Raw genomic sequence first — 21,216 nt, forward strand, 5'->3', positions numbered from 1 at the left:
CTGCTTGAAAGTGACTGAATCATGGATATTGGAACTCTACTTGGTATAATCGCAGGCTTCGGTCTCATCATCGGCGCCATTTTAATGGGTGGCGGTGTCAGCGGCTATATTGACATCCCCTCGGTCATTGTTGTCGTAGGCGGCACCTTTGCCGTCACCTTCATCATGTTCCCCATGAAGACCGTGCTGGGCTCCATCAAGGTGGCTATGAAAGCCTTTTTCGCCAAGCCCCCGAATCCGGTGGACAACATCAAGCAGATTATCCAGCTTGCTGAAACCGCACGCAAAGAAAGCCTTGTTGCCCTGGAAAAGGCCAACGTATCAGATCCCTTTTTGCAACGTGGCATCCTGCTGGTGGCAGACGGTACAGAAGAGTCCCTCGTCCGCTCGGTAATGGACTTTGAAATAAGCGCCATGAAAAAAAGACACACGCAGGGGCAAAACGTTTTCAAAGGCATGGGCACGTATGCGCCCGCCTTTGGCATGATCGGTACGCTCATTGGTCTTGTCGGCATGCTCCAGAATCTTAGCGACCCCTCCGCCATTGGTCCTTCCATGGCCGTTGCGCTGCTGACGACATTTTACGGCGCCGTGCTGGCAAACGTGGTGTTCATGCCCATTGCCAACAAGCTTGCTGAACGCTCCATTGAGGAAGTCTCGTACATGGAGGTCACCATGGAAGGCGTCATAGCGATTTTGAACGGTGAGCATCCTAATATCGTTAAGGAAAAGCTCAACTCCTTTCTGCCGCCGCAACAGCGCGAAGCAACTTAAGCTCCCATGGCACGCAAAAACAAAAAAGAGGCGCCGCCGCCACCGCCCAAAAAGCAGGATGAGGTTGCCTGCGAAGAAGGGTTGCCACCCTGGTTGGCAACCTTTGCCGACCTCATGTCATTGCTGCTTTGCTTCTTCGTGCTGCTGCTCTCCTTTGCGCAACAGGACGTTTCAAAATTCCGCACGCTCATGGGCTCCATAAAAGAGGCCTTCGGCGTGCAGATTAAACGTGAAGAAGCCCAATACGCCGCCTTTTCTCCGGAGAAATTCGAACGCAAGGACGTGGAGCTCAATGAAGACAACAAAATGCTTCTGGGCATGGTCCTGCAACTGAAAAAAATCATGGTCGACGACCCTGACCTAAAGGAAACCGTCGAAATCACTACGGATGACAAAGGCGTCATCATGCGCGTGCCCAACACCAGCCTCTTTGATAAAGGCACAGCCCAGCTCCGCCCCAATGCGGATAAGGTCCTCGCCAGGATCATCACCTTCCTTAAGGAACACAACTTCGATCTTGTTGTCAGAGGGCACACGGATGACCGGTTCGAGAGCTCGGTAGACGCGCTCCCTTCCAATTGGGAATTATCGTCAGCAAGAGCCGGCGCAGCCCTACGCTACCTCATAGAAAAAGGCGGGATAAAACCATCCCGGCTCAAAGCTGTGGGCTATTCCGATTCACAGCCGCTTTTGCCCAACAACACGGACCAGAATCGATTCGTCAACAACAGGATGGAGTTTTATTTCCACCGTCCCATGGTCCAAAGCTGGTAGCTCACCATACCCTTGCAGGCGCCTCGTATGCCGGATGAAATGTTCCCCTACACTGTTGCACCTGTACCTGCAGCTTCCCCAGACGGCGAACTGGCCGACATCAGACTCCATACAGGGGGCAAGACCTGGCACCTTTGGGGGCGCGGGGGTAAAGAGCGAGAACTACGCATCCTCGACCCGCTGCTTCAAGCCCAGGAAAACAAAAACCGAGTGCCCCTGCCTGTTTTTCTTGGAGCCGGCCTCGGACATGCCCTCGCACACCTGTTGTCCATCTATGACGGGCCTGTGGCCGTCATAGACAGGGAAGCTCCCATCCTCGAGCACAGCAAAGCAAAAGAACGCTTTGCGGATAACCCCCGCGTGCTTTGGCTGGACGATGCTGACCCGCAAAAGGTTCTCGACACCCTTTCCCGATGGCAAATGGAACAAGGGGGCGCGCCTTTTCTGCCCCTCCCCTGCCCGGTCTATCTGCGGCTGGCGCCCGACTATTATGCTGCATTACGCGAGCATCTGAATCGAAGCGGCAGTTACGACTTTTGGGCCAAAGCAAGATACCCAAAATTTCAGGACAAGAGCCCCCGCATTCTGCTGATTACCAGCCAGTATTTTCTCATGGGGGAAATAGTCACCGCCTGCCAAAGGTTGGGTGTGGAGCACAGGTTCATCAACATCGGCGACAGTGAACTGGCAAGTGTGGATTTTGTGGAGCGCCTGCTGACCGAGGTGGTGGCCTTCAAACCCGACTTCGTGCTGACCATCAACCACCTGGGCGTGGACCGTGAAGGCGTTCTGGTGGACCTGCTGCAACGTTTGGAACTGCCGCTTGCGTCCTGGTTCGTGGATAATCCGCACCTCATCCTCTACCTTTACAACAGGCTGGTTAACCCCATTACCGCGATCTTCACATGGGATGCCGACAACATTCCCTCGCTGCAGGAAATGGGATTCACCAATGTTTTTTACCTGCCCCTGGGCACGGATGCCGTGCGCTTTGCCCCCAGGCCAAATCTCCCTGCCAATGCGACCTTGCGAACGCGTGTGGGATTCGTGGGCAATTCCATGCACTCTAAAGTGGCGCACCGGCTCAAGACTGCGCACCCCAACAGGGAATTGTTGCGGACATACCGCAAGGTGGCGGCAGGATTCGACGATTCCAACGAGCCCTCGGTGCGGGCCTATCTCGAGCAGCATCACCCTGAATTGCTGCCACATTTTCTCTTGCTGGATACGCAGGAGCGCAGACTGGCCTACGAGGCCATGATCACCTGGGAAGCAACACGGCGCTATCGCAAACGCTGCATAGAGGGCATTCTTCCGTTCGAACCCCTCATCGTGGGAGACAAGGGGTGGAAAATCACCTTCAAAAACACCCCATACGTGTGGCGCTGGTTTCATGAGCTTAATTATTATGAAGAGTTGCCCGCGTTTTACCCCCTGTGCGAAATAAATTTCAACTGCACCAGCAAACAGATGAAAGGCGCGGTCAACCAGCGGCTTTTCGACGTACCCGCCACAGGGTCTTTTCTACTCACGGATTGGCGCTCCCAGATCGACCGGCTTTTTGATCCCGGCAGCGAGGTCGTATGCTTCCGCGAGCCTGAAGAAGTGCCGGAACTCACCCGCCACTATCTGGAGCATCCGGCGGAAAGAAACCGCATTGCCCAGGCAGCCCGCAGACGAATCCTTGCCGAGCATACCTACGAACACCGGATGCAAACCGTCCTTGATACCATGCGCCAGACGTTTGGGAGCTCCACGCCTGCCCGTAACAGGGGCAGTCATGCCCGTTGAACCGATTCTTCTTTTACAAATGCAGCGCATGGGCGACATGGTGCTGACATTTCCGCTCATGCTCTGGCTGCAAAAACGCCACCCCAAGACGCCAATCTGGGTGGTTGGCGAGCCCATATTCTATGAGAGTCTGCTCAAGATTTCCCCCCATACCTTTTATATACCGTGGAATAACACCGCCACCCTCAAAAACAAGTCCTTCAAGAAACTCATAAACCTCAGCCACAGACCAGAAGCCGCGGCGCTGGCCAATACACTCCAGAGCCCTGAAAAGACGGGCCCGGTGGCTACTCAGGGTGGCCCTGTCTATATCCATGGAGCCTGGCAGCTCTACCGTGCCAGCCTTGTGCACAACAACCGCCACAACCAGTTTCACTGGGCGGATCTCAACGCCCTGGATGTTATAGGCCGCCAAGCGATACAAAGCACAAGCTGGCCCTTACCGCGCATACGCAAACAAAGCCGCGTAGGTCTTTTCTTAGGCGCAAGCCAGGAGGAAAAACGTCCTTCCGCGGTATTTTGGGCCAGACTCACCGAACAGCTTGCAGCAAGGGGACTCATTCCTGTTCTGCTTGGCGGCAAGGCCGAAAAATCTCTGGGCAAGGAAGTAAGCTCCCTTTGCAAGCACCCTGTGGCCGATCTTTGTGGTCGCTTTGATCTGGCCAGCTTTGCACACGCCTTGGAGGAATTGTCACTGCTCATCACCCCGGATACCGGCCCCATGCACCTGGCGTCCTGGATCGGAGTTCCCAGTCTGAACCTCTCCATGGGGCCTGTCAGCCCCTGGGAGACCGGCCCCTACCAGTCCGGGCACCACATCCTTCAGGCGGCGCTGAGCTGCGTTGGGTGCTGGCAATGCACGAACATGACGCCGTACCGGTGCAGGCAGCTTTTCTCCCCGGAAAAAACCGCATACGTAGCCCAAAAGCTTGCCGCTGGCAGGGCTGATGATCTGCGAAAAAGCAGGCTGCAAGGGATGCGTCTTTTCCGCACGGAGCGAGACGACCTAGGCTTATACCGACTTGCCCCATTACAATTGGAAAACACTTCGCAGCGTGCATTGCTGGGGCGCTTCTGGTCCCGTTTTTTCGCCTGTCTTTTTGAAAGCACGGACCGCGCCCCTGCAGCAACAGCCTGGAACGAGCTGACAAACGCCGCTCCTTGGATGACGGAACCAATATTAAAAAGCGCAACCGCAATGGCCTCCAGCCTTGCCCGCTGCAGCAGATCCGGCCAGCCGCTCTCTGAAGGATTTTGGCATGATTTTCCGCCGCATCTGCGCCCTTTAAGTGGATACCTGCAGCTTTTCCTTCAGAACCATGACTTTTCCAGCGCCGGTTTTCGCCAAGCCCTTGCAGCCATCGAAACGCTTTCCTTTTTTCGCGGGTAAGGCGGAAAAAATAGCCCATCCCCCTTTCTCACCACAACACAACCTGCTGAAATAAAAGAATCTGCATTTTTGGAACGGCTCTTGTATTTAGAGAAGCCGAGGAGACCAAACTATGCAGATTTTGCCGAACTCCTATTCCTACGACGCACCTAATATCATTCCTGCTGAAGGCGGCCAGCAAACGATCAATCAAACTTCGCCTTTTGCAGAGATGATGAATAATATTAAGGACTACGCTGAACAGCGCGCGAACGAGACCAGCATGAGTTCTCGTTCCAGCGCATCGGCCCCCGCTTCGGAAAAAGGTTTTGGCGAAGGCGCCAAGATCACCGAGCAGGAATTTGCCGATATGCGCGAAAAGCTCAAAGACAGCGGTCTGAGCGAAAAGGATATAAAAGAGCTGGAAAACCAGCTTGCCAGCGACGACGGCCTTACCTGGGGCGGTATGCTCAATTTTGTTTCCGACAAGCTCGGCATCGCCCTCGAATCACTTATGCCTGAACTCACCCAGGCAATGAAAAACGACCTTTCCTCACTCTTTCAGAAAATGGGTTTTACCAATGAGGAAAGCCACTCACTTCTCAGCGATCTGGAAGCCGGCAAGCAGGAGCAGGTCCGCAAGGCGCTCAGCGACAAACTGGCTAACATGAAGGATGCCGATCTGACCGCCATTACCAGGGGCGAGCTCAAAACCCTTGGTAAGGCCCTTGGCCTGACCGACGCCTCCATGAACCGCCTGAGCGGTATGCTCGGCGAAAGCGACATGGCGACGATCAGCTCCAAAGGCGCACGTGTAGCGCTCAGCTCCATATTTTCAGACGCCAAGGAACTGCAGGAACAGCTCACAGAGACACTGGGCGAACTGCGCTCCGTCATTGAAAAGGGCATGAAAAAGGCCCGCGACGCTAAGGAAACCCTTACCCGTGCTGACAACCGCGAGACCAAGGATGTCACCGCTGCCAAAGTGATGATCCAGGATGAAGCCCGCAAGCAACGCAACGCGAGCATAGACGATGCGAATAACCAGAAAGAAGACCTGGAAGGCCAAAAGCAGGCTGCGGCGCACGACAAAAAGGGTGACAAGGCCAAGGCGGAAGAAATTGCCAAGCAGGGTGCTGCAGGGCAGGACCAAAAGTCCGAAAAGATCAAAGCCGACGGCGAAACAGCTGCAAACAACGCAGCCCGTGCCAAACAGGCCGCCAAGGATCAGGTTCTCGGCAATGACAAATCCGACGGAGAACAGAAGAACCCCGGACAGGGGGATTCCTCCAAGAAGGATGCGGACGCCAAGGCCTGGGACCAGATGTGGAACAAGGTGGAAGCCCGCGGCGGCAAGACGGCCGGGGACGTCACCCTGAACCAGGCGGCTGACGCCAAAGCAGCGGAGTTCAATCTCAAGGGCGAGAATAGCGAAGTTCTGCTGGGTGACAAGGTTCCTGCCAATCGCCTCGCAAGTACCGTACAGAAAGGCATTCTGCAGAATCTCAATCAAGGCGGCAAGCAGCTGACCCTGCGCATGGATCCGCCCAGCCTGGGCAAGCTGACCGTGGTCTTGCAGGTGCACAACAATGAAGTCCGCGCCCTCATCAGGACAGAGAACCATGATGCGACCAAACTGGTTCACGACCAGTTGAATCTTATCAAGCACAGTCTTGAGCAGCAGGGACTGAAGGTGGAAAAACTGGACGTCCAGACCCAGACCAACAACGATCAGAATTCCAATAACTGGCAAGGCGCCGAGCAGCACAACCTGCTGCAGGAGCGTAATAAGGATTCGTTGCAGGCATTTATGAACATGCGCAAAGGTCGTGCCGCACAGGCCGGGGGTTTGGCCCAAGACGTGCAATCAGAAGAAACGGGGGCACAACTTGCCCACCAACAGGGACTTCACCTCATCGCCTAGGAGCGAGATATGCCTCTCCAGTACAATAACCAATTGGTCGGCCGGGCAGAACAGGAATTTTCGAGTTACCAGCAGTATGAACCTGCCGGTAAATCTGAACTTGGCCGAGATGACTTTCTGGTGCTGCTCGTGGAGCAACTGAAGAACCAGGATCCCTTGAACCCCATGGAAGACACGGAGTTCACGGCCCAACTGGCAAACTTTTCCAGCCTGGAGCAACTTACAGAGATCAACGACGGCATCGGCTCCCTGAGCGAAGGAAACAATCGCCAGGAAATGCTCAGTGCCGTCTCCTTCATCGGCAAGGAAGTCATGGCCCGCGGCCAGGGCATCAGCAAGCGTGGTGATGATATCAACACCATGTCCTTTGCCATCGATGAAAGTGCCGCCAATGTCTACGTGAACATCTTCGACGAAAACGGCAACATCGTACAGACAATCGAGATGGGCGCCCTTACCAAGGGTGAATACGACGTGGAATGGGATGGTCTGGACTACGACGGCGTCGACGTAGCGGATGGCGTCTACAACGTCGCCATGGCGGCAGAAAATGCCGACGGCGAGCCCATTCTCGTCGATCCCGAAGTCAGTGGCAAGGTCAAGGGAGTGAATATCTACAGCGGCGCATACTGGCTGCAGCTTGAAGACGGACGCGAAGTGAACCTGCTGCAGATCAAGAACGTTATCGGATCAGGCGAATCGTCCTCCTCCAGCGATGGCGTTTCAGACGATCCTGAAGACGAAGAAGACGCATAGCATATAGCTTACCCGCCCCCGTACCAGGGTATCGGCCGAGATAGGGCGATGGTGCGAATAAGGGGTATAACGTACTAAGGAGGTCCATTATGGGTCTGTCAGCTTCGATGTGGACCGGTGTATCCGGCCTGCTCGCGCACGGCGAAAAGATGAACGTGCTGGGCAACAACATTGCCAACGTAAACACGGTCGGTTTCAAATCCTCGACCATGCATTTTGAGGACTTTTTCTACCAGTTCACCAATACCGCTGCCCAGGCAAATGGGCAGATCGGCCGTGGCGTGAGTGTCGCCGCCATATTTGGCGACTTCAGCCAAGGCAGCTTTGAAACCACCAACGAAGCAACCGATCTGGCCATCGGCGGCAACGGCTTCTTCGGGGTCTCCCCGCTGAACTCCGAGGATATGTACTACACCCGGGCGGGAAACTTTCGCTTCGATAAGGACGGATATCTGGTGGATCCCCACGGATACGCCCTGCAAGGGTGGAGAATCGAGGAGCAACCGACACAGGCTGCGACCACCACGACGCAAACCGATGATCCTGAAACCGCTCCTGCCATCCGCGGCGTGGGCACGCCGACCAATATCCGGTTGGATGGCTTCACCTGCGACCCACGGCACACCACTCGCGTTTCCATCATCAACAACCTGGATCGCAGGGCTGGCAATGACAACAGTGTGGACAGCACTGACCCGTTCTTCGCTCTGGCCAAGAACTGGAACGGTCAGGATGATCCGCCGTTGGGATCCACTGCATACGCTTACTCAAGCACCATCAAGGTGTACGACGAAGGCGGCACGGCCCACGACTTGACCGTCTACTATGACCAGGTCAGCAACAGTCAGGGTAAAAACGTATGGGAATACATCGTCACCATAGATCCCGACGAAGACAAACGATTGTTCAACGGCATCGATCCGAACACGGGGCAGCCTTTCAAACCGGGTACTACCAGTGGCTCCGGCCTGGTGATGATGGGCACCCTGACTTTCAACTCCACAGGGCAAATCGAAGACATGAGCTCCTTTACCCTGCGCTCCGACGCCACAAGCACCCAGCTTTCACAGTGGGGCCCCACGGCAGTCTCGCAGAATGGTTACCCGCTCATGGCCCTCGACTTCAGCGGCCAGTCCGACGCAAGTTGGGTCATAGACAGCTCAGGCGAAGCCATCAGTCCTGTGCTTTCCAATGCCAGCGGCAAGCTCATCGAACTCAACCTGGGCATTTCCACCACACCTTCGGCAAGATGGAGCAGTTACATCTCGCCCAACGCCGTATCCCAAAACCCTGACAACCTTCCGGGATTTGGTGCGGATGCACAACGCGCTCCGACTGCGACGACAAGCTACTCGGGAAGTTCATCAACATTATTCAAAAGTCAGGACGGGTACACGTTCGGCTTCCTGCAAAATGTCATGATTGACAACAACGGTATCCTTTCAGGGCGTTACTCCAACGGCGTGACAATCGAGCTCTACCAGATAACGCTGTATGACTTTCTGAACGAGACCGGGCTGAATCGCGAAGGGGGGAACCTCTTCACCAAGACCCTCGATTCAGGAGAAGCTTCTCCCGGTCCGGCTAACAACAATGGCCTGGGATCGATACACGCGAACGCCCTTGAACAATCCAACGTGGACCTGGCGCGCGAGTTTGTGCAGATGATCACCACACAACGCGGCTTCTCGGCAAACGGTAAGGTCATTACCACCACCGACCAGATGCTGTCCGAAGTGATCATGCTCAAACGCTAGGTTACAAAGCGGCGGCTGGCAGCTCTGACAGGCTTCCTTCGCCCAAAGGCCTCCTTACCCCCGGTGTTGCAGCGCCCTCTGCAGCATCGGGGGTGTTTTTTTCCGCCCCCTGCTGTGCACGCAACGCAACACCCAACCCGAGTTTTAGGCCCCTATTAAGGCGATGTGCCGCCCCCACAGGATCATCTGGCCTTCCTACGTTCTCTCTCCAGTGCCTCCCTGGGCGCGTCATACGGTCGTTCTCTCACGCAACCGGCTGTTTTTGCCTGGTTGTTTACGTACAAAAACCGGTCGTTTCTTCCTTATACAACTAGGAAAAAACGTTCCTGTTCTGACACTCTGCGCGCCCCAGAAACTCTAGATTATATTTAATACACTTTATTATTGGGAGAAAATAGTTTTGGCACCTTGATTGCTTTCAAATGTACAAGCAATAACAAGGAGGTTTTGCAAATGTCTTTGGTCATCAATCACAACCTCATGGCGATGAACGCGTCCCGCAACCTCGGGTCTGCATACGGCCGATTGTCCACGTCCACGAGGAGACTGTCATCAGGCCTGCGCGTTTCCACAGCCGCTGACGACGCGGCCGGCCTTGCCATCCGCGAGCTGATGCGCGCCGACATTTCCACCATGAACCAGGGTGTTCGTAACGCCAACGATGCGATCTCCATGATCCAGACGGCTGACGGCGCCTTGCAGGTCATTGACGAAAAGCTCATCAGGCTGAAAGAGCTTGCCGAACAGGCAGCTACCGGTACCTACAACTCGGACCAGCGCCTGATGATCGACTCGGAATTTCAGGCCATGATGTCTGAAATCACACGTATCGCCAATGCCACGGACTTTAACGGCGTCAAGCTTTTGGACGGCACGCTCACCGGCGCTCACAACGGCACCGGCCTGCAGCCCACTGGCGCGCTGAAGATCCACTTCGGCACCGGCAACGACAGCTCCGAGGACTACTACTACATCGAAATCGGTAATGCCACAGCGTCCTCTCTGCTCGGCGGATTCATATCGGTTTCCACCCAGACGCAGGCCCAGCTTGCCCTTGATCGCATCAATCAGGGTATTATTTCAAAGGATAAGATCCGCGCATCTCTTGGTGCATTGCAGAACCGGCTGGAGAACACCATCAACAACCTCTCCATCATGGCCGAAAACCTGCAAGCCGCGGAATCACGAATTTCGGACGTCGATGTTGCCTCGGAAATGACAGAATTTGTTCGCAACCAGATTCTGACACAATCCGCAGTGGCAATGCTTGCCCAGGCGAACTCGCTGCCCAGAATGGCCATGCAGCTCATAGGCGGCGGCTAGGCCGACGGTATTTTGACTCACTAGCCACTGAGGCTGATGACCAAGGCTTTTCAGGCCGGGGAGAATCCCTCTCCGGCCTGGCCCTCCGGTCCCCCCTCACCTGTTTACAGGGAGGTCCCGGTCATTCAGCCACGGACGGATTGTCCGGCCTTTTTTCTGTAAGCAATTCAAGCGCCAGCCCTGCGGCTTTTTGTTCCGCCTTTTTCATGGAACTGCCGCTGGCTTGCACGCTGCGCCCGTCAGGTAATTCGAGTTTGACTTCAAATATCTTGTCATGCTCGGGGCCGCTGCTTTCCACCAGCAAATACACGGGGCGCGCCTTAAAAAACTGTTGCGTGGCTTCCTGCAAAAGGCTTTTGTAATCGCGCTGTTGTTCCAGTACAGGTGCATCCGGCCATCGATTGCTGAAAACTCTTTCCACCCAGGCGTAGGCAGCCTCAAAACCCCCATCCAGATAGATCGCCCCCAGCAGCGCCTCAAAGGCGTTGGCCAGTGACGAGCTGCGTTCGCGACCGCCTTGGGCTTCTTCCCCTTTGCCCAGGAGCAGAAATTTATCCAGCCCCAGCATAAAGGACATATCCGCCAGTGACGGTTTGCTGACAAGTCTTGCCCTGAGCTTGGTCAGCTCTCCTTCTCGCACGGAAGGAAAACGTTCAAAGAGCTGCTGGGTAACGCTGAGCTCAAGCACGGCGTCTCCCAGGAACTCCAGACGTTCATTGTGTTCACGCCCATCCCCGGATTCATTTGCAAAAGAGCTGTGGGTAAGTGCCGTTTCCAGCAACTTGACTTGCTGAAACCTATAGTGGATACATTTATAAACCTCATTTACATCAAACACAGCCTCCCTCCCGGAAAGGGCCTATGGATCACCACCCCAATCTAGAGGCGTTGTTCTGGCCCGAAAGCGTTGCCATTATCGGCGCTTCGGCCACCAAAGGTAAAATAGGCAACATCGTTCTCAACAATCTGCTTGAAGCAGGATACAAAGGGAAAATTGTTCCGGTCAATCCGAAGGAAGAGGAAATTCTCGGCCTTCGCGTGACGCAGAACATACCCGATCTGCCCGCGCCCTTGGATTTGGCGGTTATCTGCGTGCCGCCCAAGGTCGTGATTCCGGCCATGCAGGAGCTGGCAGCCCTGCCCGTAAAGGCCGTCATCGTCATCACCGCGGGATTCAAAGAAGTAGGCAAGCAAGGCTATTACCTGGAGCAGGAGCTGGCCCAGATATGCAAGGAGCACGACATTGCCTTGCTGGGGCCAAACTGCCTGGGCCTGCTGAACCCTGATCTCGGGCTGAACGCCACCTTTGCGGTGGGGCAACCCGACAAAGGCAACATCGCCTTCTTTTCCCAATCCGGCGCGTTGTGCGTCTCCATACTCGACTGGGCCATGGGGCACAATGTCGGATTTTCAAAATTTATCAGCCTGGGCAACAAAGCGGTGCTGGACGAGGCCGACATGCTTTCCGCACTTGCGGAAGATACAAGCACCAAAGTCATCCTCGGCTATGTAGAAGGCGTGGAAAATGGCGAGCGATTCATGCGCGTGGCGCGCAGGGTATCCCTGCAAAAACCCGTCATCATGATTAAATCCGGCACAACCACAGCCGGCGCAAAGGCGGCTTCCTCCCACACGGGCGCCATAGCCGGAAGCGATAACGCCTATACTGCGGCCTTCAAGCAGTCCGGCATCATCCGTTGTCAGGACGTTTCTTCCCTGTTCATCCTGGCCGAGGCATTTTCCAAGCAGCCTCTGCCAAAAGGCCCCAACCTGGCCATTATAACCAACTCTGGCGGGCCGGGTATTCTGGCTGCGGACGCCACAGAAAAATCCGGGTTGTCCCTGGCGCGCCCCAGCAATGAAACGGTGGAAAAACTTATGAGTTTTCTGCCGCCCTACGCTTCGCTCTACAATCCCATCGACATCATAGGCGACGCCCCGGCCGAACGCTACGCGAAAACTCTGGAAGCCGTCATCCAGGACAAGAGCGTGCATGCGCTGATGGTGCTGCTCTCGCCCACCGCATCTGCAGAGGTTGAAGCGACGGCGCAGGCCATGATCGACGTGGCGAAAAAAGCGGAAAAGCCCATCTTCGGCTGCTTCATGGGGGAGAAGGTTGTGAGCCCGGGAAAACGTCTGCTGGGTGAAGCCGGCATTCCCTGCTATGATTTTCCGGAGCCCGCCATCTACGCAATCGATGCAATGCACAAGTATTACGAACGCATCAACAAACCGGCCCCAACCAATGTGTGTTACCGTCGCGACCGTGATGCGGCCGCCAAGGTTATTGCGGACGCCCGCCGCCAAAGGCTTGGGGAAATTGTCGAGTTTCAGGCGCAGGGCATGCTGCAGGCGTACAATCTGCCCATCCCCAAGACTAAACTGGCCCGCACCAGCGATGAGGCCATGAAGGCGGCCGACGCCATCGGCTACCCCGTTGTGCTTAAAATCGCCTCGCCGCAAATTTCGCATAAAAGTGATGTGGACGGCGTCAAGGTGAATCTCAAAACCGCCGAGCAGGTGCGCGCAACGTTTATGGACATAACCGCTCGCGCCCAGCGGATGCGGGAAGAAGCCTTCATTTCCGGATGTCTGGTACAAGGAATGGCGCCGCCCAACTCAAAAGAAGTCATTGTAGGGGTGAAACGGGACCCGCAATTCGGGCCTTTGATTTTGTTCGGGCTTGGCGGCATTTATGTGGAAGTGCTCAAGGACGTTTCCTTCCGCCTTGCGCCCCTTTCCAAAGAAGACGCCCAGGAAATGATCCGGGAAGTCAAATCCTTTCCCTTGCTCAGAGGCGTGCGGGGAGAGCCCCCCGTCAACTTCAAGGCCCTGGAAGAAGTGCTCATGATCATGTCCCAATTGGCACTGGATTTCCCGGAAATCCAGGAAGCCGAATTCAACCCGGTGCTCGTCAGCCCGGAAAAAGCCATTGTGGCGGACGTACGCGTGCTCCTCAGCCAGGAGCAGGACCAGGAATAGCGATTACACTATAAGGTGTTTTTCACTGAAAGACGTGGAGAAACATGGCAAGCAAGCCGCGACAGCGGCACCAGGCATCACCGAGCGATAATCATTCCTTCGTGAAAACAAGCACAAAGTAGAGATCGCTTTACCTGGCAGCACCTCATAGGATACAAAGCAGAAAGTTCGTTTACGGGAGGTTCGTATGGCAGCAGGGATATACATAGGCTCCACCGCGGGGTACTCGGGCAAAAACATGATTGTCATGGGCCTGGGACTGCGCTTCCTGAAGGAAGGGCTCAAGGTTGGCTACATGAAGCCCGTCGGCGCCCTGCCCAAAGAGCATGAGGGCAAAATGGGCGACGAAGACGCCTTTTTCGTGCAAAACGTGCTCAAATTGGATGAGGACCCTTCAAAGGTTACCCCAGTAGTCGTTACCCAGGATTTCATGGTCAAGGCGTTCAGCGGACAATGCGAAGACCTCATGCCTGAAATCGAAAGCTCCTACAACGATCTCGCCACCGGTAATGACGTCATGCTCGTGGCCGGTTCCGGCAGCATGTACTCGGGGCGCTATTGCCGGCTGGATGGCATCAGCGTGGTGCGCAAGCTGGGCCTGAAGGCAATCGTCATCGAACGCTTGCACAAAAATTCTCTGGACTACGACCAGTTGGTCGTGCTCAAGGACACCCTTGGCGACGATCTGGCCGGCGTCATATTGAACGACATTCCGCCGAATTTCATGAACGAGGTGGAAAACCTTATAAAACCTTTCCTGGAAAGCCAGGGGGTCAAGGTTATCGGCGTGATTCCCAAGGATCCGCTCATGGGCGCCATCAAGGTTTCCGACCTGGCCGAGCGCCTCGGTGGCAAGGTCATCAGCGCCCATAACAAGGCCGACAAGGTTGTGGAGAACTTTCTCATCGGCACCATGCAGGTGGAAAACTTCATGACCCACTTCCGCAAGCACAAAAACTCCGCCGTCATCGTTGGTGGCGACCGCTCCGACGTGCAACTGGTGGCGCTGGAGGGCAACTGCCCCTGCCTGGTGCTGACCGGCAACCTCTACCCCAACGATATCATCCTGACCCGCTCCGAGGTGCTTTCCATCCCCATCGTGGTGGTGCGGGACGACACCTTTACCGTTGCGCACAAGATGGAGGCCATCCTCTCCAGCCACAAGCTGCGCGACGTGATAAAAATCAAGCAAGGCGCACAACTCGTCAGCTCATCCCTGGACTTCGAGTATATCCGCCAGCAAATGGGCATATAGCCCTCACTCATTCAAAAAACTTCAACGCCCCCTTGGCATTAGCCTTGGGGGCGTTTTTGTTATAGTCATAGGGGATAAGTTAGCAATATAATACGTTGTATTCTCTTTGCAGGTACGTCATTTTACAATCACCGTTGCGGCTTGACCCCATTTCCCCTTCCGCTACAATGACTACCGCTACCACTCATACATTGTTGAAGTTGCGGCTTGACCCCATTTCCCCTTCCGCTACAATGGCCACCAAAGAATACATCATCGCCTACATGTTGCGGCTTGACCCCATTTCCCCTTCCGCTACAATGTTGTGCACGCACCACAGCGCAATGGCAGCGTTGCGGCTTGACCCCATTTCCCCTTCCGCTACAATGGATTTCCGAATAGTAAATAACGCAGCCCCGTTGCGGCTTGACCCCATTTCCCCTTCCGCTACAATATAGCGGTCGCAACCCCTCGGAATCGAGGGGTTTTTCCTTTGCACCATCTCCCAAAATGCTGCGCCACACTCTTAAAATAGGGTAAGCTGCTCCGGTTTTTTGTGGACTTTTTCACGGCGCTTTCCCACAAAACTGATAGTTTGCTCAAATTGTTTGTCCGTAAAAAACAATATGTCTACTTGCCCCCCTGGTGGTAGCTGAAACTTGATGGCTTTCACAAGGGGCGTTTGTTTTTCGCGAGAAGCAAGATAGCGTAAATAAACCGATAATTGCGCACGTTCGAAGCCAAGCTCTTTAAGTGCATTACGAAAACGGTTGGCTTCTTTTCTATCAATTTCCGTAACCACAGGCAGATCGAACATGACAAGCATCCACATAATTCTGTACCCACTCAAATACCCCATTGCTTAGCCTCCAATCTTTTGAGAGGGGGAGAGGTTCAACGGTTTTATCTTCTGTGGTAGTTCCAACTGCAATCGAGGATCCATGAGCGCTTGCGCCAGTGAATTGGCCAAATTTTTCAGACATTCAGAAACCGGACTCACACCTTGTTGCCCTTCCATATCTGCTTCGCAGGCCTTGGCGAGTTCTTTTTTGCTGTCCGGTTTGACTTCCAGAATCCCCTTGCGTGCTAGAGCAAAGGCATGCAAATCCACCACTGGCCGAAATGGCTCCATAAGGTCGTCAACCAGACGTAAAGGATTATTGAGGTTCTTGTGGTGGATTGGAAAGGAAGGATTGAGACCAGCAGCCATGACGGCTCTGGCTGTCGCCCCTCTCAAGACCATGTAGCCATAATTCAGCAGAGCGTTGAGCCCCGCTTCATCCCGCTCCCTGCGGAATCCCTTCCCAAAAAGAAGAGGAAAATAGATTCTGGCTGCCATTGCCTCAACATTTGTTGTATCGCCAGACCCAACTTTCTTGGTGAGCAATGAAACTTTCCGATCATCCAGGCCTAGCATTTTCAAGGCCTGGCCCTGAAATCTGATTTTCGCCTGAATGATTTGTTGCCAAAGCCGTTTCTTCTTTGGCGTACTTGCTGCCACCTGGGCCTCCAGCCGTTCAGCCTGCCTGTGGTGTGTCACCACTGGCCACATAATGGCTGCGGGTCTATATCCCCTGTCGCAAACGATTAGTGGAATTGAGCGCTCGGCAAGCGCAACCAGCAGATTATTACTGCAGGTCAGGCCATGGGAACTGGCGATTACCGTTCCGATGGCATCAAGTGGAATTCTGCCAGCCTCCTCGCCTTTTGTTCGAACAACAAAAAAACCTCGATCTTTGCATAAGTGCCGATCATCCTGTGCGACTTCAACTATTCTCCCAGTCATGGCTTTGCCCCCGGGTCCTTTACCCTACCCAGAATATCCACCGAGACTTTGCGCACCCCATTTGTCTGAAAATGTCTTGCTGTCCAATTGTAATACTTAAAGGGGTCCGTATTATCTTCATTCCGACTCTTCAGTTTGCCCCCTTCATTATGCTCCGCAAGAAAAATTCTGCCCGCGCTAGAAAATTTGACAACTCGCAGTATTCTCCTTTCTACACCGTTTCCAACGGCCACCAAATCGTTTTTGAAAAGCCGCATAACCAAAGGCAGACTTTGCCGTTGCCTGCCTGTCATGAAGCCTTTCTGATTAGCATCAAAGGTGCTTACGACCTCCTGATTCCAATTCCCATCTCGCTGTTTGTATATTTCTACATATACATTGGCATCGCCTTTTACTCCTTTATAAATTTCACCCTTTGCATCTCGAATGGGAATAGTCTCCAGTTTTTCCTGCACACGAACACGGCGTACTCCTGTTTTTTTGGAAAAATCCCGCAAACGTTTTTTCAGTTCAGCAGTATCAGCTGCTGTCGCAATCATATCCAATATTTCTTTTTGCAACACTCGGCTACGGATTTGCAGAGCATCCTTTGCCTTAGTAATACTTTCAAGTGGAATTCTGTGAACTGCAACCGGATTTCCATCCTGATCTTTTCCGGGGCCATAGGCCGTATCATTATGCAATCCACTCAATGTACTGTGGTCTGGCCGGTAAGAAACAATTATTTTTGCAAAAGTACATTCCACGTCAGCACGAAAACCTTCCCATGGTTCAGGCATTTCCTTGAGTGCTCTATGTGCCCCTTCTTCTTCACTTCTCGCTGCAGCTCTTGATATTTTTTGCAGCAGACCTCGGTCAGTAACCGTAATGACAGCAGCATCCATAGCGTGATGCCGCTGGTCATTACGATTTTTATTCAGCCCCCATTTACCGCGCAACATGGAGGTTAGTTTGCCTGGTGTGACCCATACATTGTCGCAGACGCAGGTCAGGTACTCCCTTGCCGCTCTTGATAAATATTGGGTATCTGTCAAATGGCGCGCCAAAAAGTCCTTTTCGCCCTCAAAACGATCCATTGCCTCAGGACTAAAACGCCACAATTTGTTTTTTGGCAATCCAGCAGCACGAGCCAATATTCCCTCCCAATCATAACCATCAGGAGAATCGCCAAATGCTTCAAAAGGAGACAAACGTTCCTTATATCTGTTCGCATAGCGTAAACTCACCGTTTTATTGGCGGTGCTATTATCCAATGTCCTGGAAAAAGGGAGAATGTGCTCAATTTCAACAGATGATGAGAATAAACGTTCAAGACTGATGTTTTCTCCTGTGTAAATACAACGCCGCTCAACGGGGTTGTCATTTAATTCTTCCCACAATCTAAGCCGTAATAGATTCTCTGTGGTGGCTGAAAGACCTAGCGTTTCAAGTTTTTTCCTTCTGCTTTCATTTGCCTTCTGATTGCGACTTTGTTCTTCTTCAATTTCACGCCTTCTTTCACGACTCAGCTTCAATTCCCGGGCAACCTCCAATACAATCTGTTTCGGCTTACCCCATGTACGGATCATCTCGTTTACAATTTTCCTCAACTGATTCAAGCCAATATGAACTGTAGGATTCGCAATCCTCCCATATTTTACTTCCTCATCACTTCCTTGCTCCACAGGCAAAACATGCCGCATAAGCGGATCACCATAATAAGGCAGTTCATCAAAGACTTCGCCCGTGCGAAGGTCTGAGTGATGCAAACCGACAGCTTTAGCCGCGGCAAAGTAAGGTAGTGCATCATGCTGCATTACTTCAACGATTCTTCCCATCGCAGTACGCCCCAAACGTGAGTAACCTTGTGGGAGCGGTGCCTCCGCGATTCGTTGAGCCAGATCACGATCCACCCCATATTTTTCAATAAGCCAATCTTCCATGGCTTTTTCATTTTCCGTTTCCAGGAGCTTTTCAACTATTTGATTTTGTTCCTGCAAAGAAAATGAACGCCAACGTTTGCCAAACCGATCCTTGTGCGCCAGAACCGCCGCGGTTTCATCACCTTTCAAATTTTTACGTTTTTCGCCTTCGAGGTTGAACATACAACCTTTGTCTAGTTGCAGGATTTTGCGCATGGAATCGAAAGTAACGGTCTTTTGTCCCAGCAATTTGGCGAGCAACAAATCTCGCTCATCACGATCCAACGGTCGTTGAGCAAGATCAGCGTCAAACACGGTGAGATTGCCCAATTCCTGCAAAATCCTAAAATGTTGTGTTAATGGCAAAGCCCAAGGAGCACGCTTATCCGTTGGAATGAGCGTACACACTCCAGGCTCGACAGGCTTTAAGGGACGCTGAAAAAATAGCACACCTTCAATTTCTTCTCTGGCTGTTTTAGTCATCTCACTGTGAAAGGCTGCTTGAGCTTCCCACAACATATTGAATTCCTCTTCCAACAAAGCTCTGTCTGGATAGAATTCATAGGTTGCTTTAGCCCCTTGTCCTTTAAGTCTTGCACGCACGGGTTCCCGGCGTTGATGGCGCAAATAAAGAAACTCACCATAGGTTCTTGCGCCAACGTCCGTCATTGCTCGTTTCAAGTTTTCCACACCACTCCTGATTTTGCCGGACTCGCCATCCCCCTGATCAGTTTTACGGTTACTTTTGAACCCTCTACGTTGATTCAACTGGAATATCGCTCGGCCCACATGTTCAAGCGGCAACACCTCATCCAAGCCTCGCGCTCTCAAAAAGTAGGGATCAAGCTCTTGCAGAGCCTTGCGTCTTGATTCATCCTCCGACATCAAACCGTGCCGAATGAGTATTTTCATTAATGATTCACGTCGCTGAATATAGCGGTCACGCATTCGACGGCTTTGCCGATACAACCTGCGTTTTGAGGCCAAGGAGCTCCCATCTTTTGGGTTTCTACCATCTGGAAAAACCCTGACCCCCATACAGGCTATCTTTACAGGCTTGCTATCTTGACCGAGTTCAGCAACACACCAACCAATAGAATTTGCTCCCATGTCCAAGCCAAGCCTGTATTCCATCTTTATCTCCATGTATTTTGTTGTGAATATTTTATTTATGCTTGCATTTTTTCATCAAGATTGGCAATATTGAATTGGGAAATGGGTCACCCGTTAACAAGGATGATTCCAAAAAATGAGAAGGCGGGCTTCGGCACGCCTTCCCCTGTTTGAATGCATAACGCCCCCTTGGTTTTGGCCTAGGGGGCTTTTTTGTTACATTTTATGTTTGGTGGTTGCTTTTCGTAAAAACTTACAACACACTCCCCTCGCTCTGGTAACCATTTACTATCCGCATGGGGGATTAATGAACTGCCTTCGCTCTCTTGTTGCCATCCTTTTCCTGACGACAGTTTTTCTTTTCTCAAGCTCATACAGCGCCAGTGCGGACACCATATATGAAGGAAGCATCGTCATATTTGAGCGAGATGACCAAACCTTTGAGGATGTATTAGGCATATCAAACACCTATGACGCCGATGTAAGGAACATTGAATACGACAACATGGGGCGTCCTGCAAAGATTGACGTCTACGATGGAATCACGAATACCTACCTTGGGACTTACACAGTCACCTACAGCGGTGATGCATATTATATTAACGGCGTATACGCAGGCACCTACGAATATCTGGATGGTGGCAATGAGAACACGGCCAGTCAGGTCGTGAGCGAAGAAGTAACGAAACAATCCTCCCGCACCACCAAACGCATTCTGGGCAAGCGGATTGCAGCCTTGATGGCCCCGCGGCCTTCTGGGGCGGCGCCCGGCGGAACAAACCAGGACCCCCACGCCGTCAACGTAAGTGAGTTGGGCTACGGCCTGGACACGCCACCTATGGGCCTTGCCGCTGGCGACGCATTCAATAAATGGGGCGCCTGGGCCAATGGTTCCGTGACCAAGATGGCCAACTACAGCGCTGATCAGAAATACAATGGCGCCATGGCCAGCTCTCTGGCCGGCATTGACTACAAACTCAGGGAAAATCTCGTATTTGGCGTAGCTGCCGGCTACGAGTACACCAGCCTGAACACCGAATTCAACGATGGGGAGCTGCGCAGCAACGGTTTTACCGTTGCGCCCTACGCTGCCTATGCAATACTCGATTCCCTGGTAGTTGACGTGACCGCAGCCTTCACATTGCTCTCCAACGACACCCTGCGCAATAGAACGCTGTTCAACCTGGAAGCCAGTTACTACTCCTTCCGCTCCATGATCAGCAGCTCCATCAACTGGTACCATGTAATAGGCAATTGGACCCTGAACGCCAACACCGGATTTATGTACGCCAATGAATACAGCCCCGAGTACACTGAAGAAGGCGCTTTTGGCATGCGCACCACAGTGCCCAGCAGCAATGCCTATGTCGGCGAGTGGAGTTGGGGGGGGCGCATTGGCTATCTCTTCTCGCAGATGGAGCCCTACGTTTCCGTGACCTATCTTTGGGACGCTTGGATGAGCGGTCCTTCCAGCCAGGACCCGGACGAGTTCGAAGCCAGCATAGGGGTCAACCTCATGGCCTCCTCGTCCTTTCTTGTTACCTTTGAGCTTACCAACAGTTTTGCCCGTGATGATGTGCAGAACACGTCCTTCATGACGTCTCTGCGTTACGAATTCTAATGGCTGACTGCATGACCAACGAAGTCATGCGCTGATTTCGTGACAAACTTCGGCAAACAGGACTGGTAAGCGAAAAGGGCCGCACGATGACTACGGGCGACCCTTTTTTTT

The 21,216-nt window shown here is 53.2% G+C and carries 15 protein-coding genes and 1 CRISPR repeat array; of the genes, 11 read left to right on the forward strand and 4 right to left on the reverse strand.

What is annotated here, in order from left to right; genetic code table 11:
* The first annotated feature begins 21 nt into the window (after positions 1–21).
* From ACZ5EH_RS21515 to ACZ5EH_RS21550, 8 genes are all read left to right on the forward strand, one after another.
* A complete protein-coding gene (locus ACZ5EH_RS21515) occupies positions 22–774 on the forward strand; it encodes a motility protein A (RefSeq protein WP_464275909.1) in 753 nt (250 codons plus the stop codon).
* Positions 775–780: 6 nt separating this feature from the next.
* A complete protein-coding gene (locus tag ACZ5EH_RS21520) occupies positions 781–1,548 on the forward strand; it encodes an OmpA/MotB family protein (RefSeq protein ID WP_464275910.1) in 768 nt (255 codons plus the stop codon).
* Between the two features lie 27 nt (positions 1,549–1,575).
* On the forward strand, positions 1,576–3,339 hold the full coding sequence (locus tag ACZ5EH_RS21525; RefSeq protein ID WP_464275911.1) for a CgeB family protein: 1,764 nt from the start codon (positions 1,576–1,578) through the stop codon (positions 3,337–3,339).
* Positions 3,329–4,729, forward strand: a complete 1,401-nt coding sequence (locus ACZ5EH_RS21530; RefSeq protein WP_464275912.1) for a glycosyltransferase family 9 protein — start codon at positions 3,329–3,331, stop codon at positions 4,727–4,729. The genes ACZ5EH_RS21525 and ACZ5EH_RS21530 overlap by 11 nt, the downstream gene beginning before the upstream one ends.
* Before the next feature lie 112 nt (positions 4,730–4,841).
* Positions 4,842–6,632, forward strand: a complete 1,791-nt coding sequence (locus ACZ5EH_RS21535) for a flagellar hook-length control protein FliK (RefSeq protein ID WP_464275913.1) — start codon at positions 4,842–4,844, stop codon at positions 6,630–6,632.
* A 9-nt stretch (positions 6,633–6,641) separates the two neighbouring features.
* On the forward strand, positions 6,642–7,388 hold the full coding sequence (locus ACZ5EH_RS21540; RefSeq protein WP_464275914.1) for a flagellar hook assembly protein FlgD: 747 nt from the start codon (positions 6,642–6,644) through the stop codon (positions 7,386–7,388).
* 89 nt (positions 7,389–7,477) lie between these two features.
* On the forward strand, positions 7,478–9,145 hold the full coding sequence (locus ACZ5EH_RS21545) for a flagellar hook protein FlgE (RefSeq protein WP_464275915.1): 1,668 nt from the start codon (positions 7,478–7,480) through the stop codon (positions 9,143–9,145).
* A 453-nt stretch (positions 9,146–9,598) separates the two neighbouring features.
* A complete protein-coding gene (locus ACZ5EH_RS21550; RefSeq protein WP_464275916.1) occupies positions 9,599–10,468 on the forward strand; it encodes a flagellin N-terminal helical domain-containing protein in 870 nt (289 codons plus the stop codon).
* Positions 10,469–10,589: 121 nt separating this feature from the next.
* Here ACZ5EH_RS21550 and rnc read toward each other — a convergent pair whose 3' ends face one another.
* Positions 10,590–11,306 (reverse strand): ribonuclease III, encoded by a 717-nt coding sequence (gene rnc / locus ACZ5EH_RS21555; RefSeq protein ID WP_464275917.1) that lies wholly within the window; start codon positions 11,304–11,306, stop codon positions 10,590–10,592.
* A 23-nt stretch (positions 11,307–11,329) separates the two neighbouring features.
* Here rnc and acs point away from each other — a divergent pair, with 23 nt between their 5' ends.
* Positions 11,330–13,450, forward strand: coding sequence for an acetate--CoA ligase alpha subunit (gene acs, locus ACZ5EH_RS21560; protein ID WP_464275918.1), 2,121 nt, complete (start codon positions 11,330–11,332; stop codon positions 13,448–13,450).
* A gap of 187 nt (positions 13,451–13,637) precedes the next feature.
* Positions 13,638–14,705, forward strand: a complete 1,068-nt coding sequence (locus ACZ5EH_RS21565; protein ID WP_464275919.1) for a phosphotransacetylase family protein — start codon at positions 13,638–13,640, stop codon at positions 14,703–14,705.
* 133 nt (positions 14,706–14,838) lie between these two features.
* Positions 14,839–15,139: a CRISPR direct-repeat array (repeat unit 37 nt; unit sequence GTTGCGGCTTGACCCCATTTCCCCTTCCGCTACAATG).
* A gap of 71 nt (positions 15,140–15,210) precedes the next feature.
* Here the strand turns inward: ACZ5EH_RS21565 and cas2 are convergent.
* The 3 genes from cas2 to cas9 are packed head-to-tail and all read right to left on the reverse strand — an operon-like array spanning position 15,211 to position 19,505.
* Positions 15,211–15,543 carry a CRISPR-associated endonuclease Cas2 gene (gene cas2 / locus ACZ5EH_RS21570; RefSeq protein ID WP_464275920.1) on the reverse strand — a complete coding sequence of 111 codons (333 nt, stop codon included), beginning with the start codon at positions 15,541–15,543 and terminating at the stop codon, positions 15,211–15,213.
* Positions 15,544–15,546: 3 nt separating this feature from the next.
* Positions 15,547–16,470: a type II CRISPR-associated endonuclease Cas1 gene (gene cas1, locus ACZ5EH_RS21575; RefSeq protein WP_464275921.1), complete on the reverse strand. Its 924-nt coding sequence runs from the start codon at positions 16,468–16,470 to the stop codon at positions 15,547–15,549.
* A complete protein-coding gene (gene cas9, locus ACZ5EH_RS21580; RefSeq protein WP_464275922.1) occupies positions 16,467–19,505 on the reverse strand; it encodes a type II CRISPR RNA-guided endonuclease Cas9 in 3,039 nt (1,012 codons plus the stop codon). The genes cas1 and cas9 overlap by 4 nt, the downstream gene beginning before the upstream one ends.
* Before the next feature lie 286 nt (positions 19,506–19,791).
* On the opposite strand from cas9, the gene ACZ5EH_RS21585 reads away from it, so the two are divergent.
* Positions 19,792–21,105 (forward strand): autotransporter outer membrane beta-barrel domain-containing protein, encoded by a 1,314-nt coding sequence (locus tag ACZ5EH_RS21585; RefSeq protein WP_464275923.1) that lies wholly within the window; start codon positions 19,792–19,794, stop codon positions 21,103–21,105.
* Positions 21,106–21,216 lie beyond the last annotated feature (111 nt).

It is taken from the genome of Desulfovibrio biadhensis (assembly GCF_055388615.1).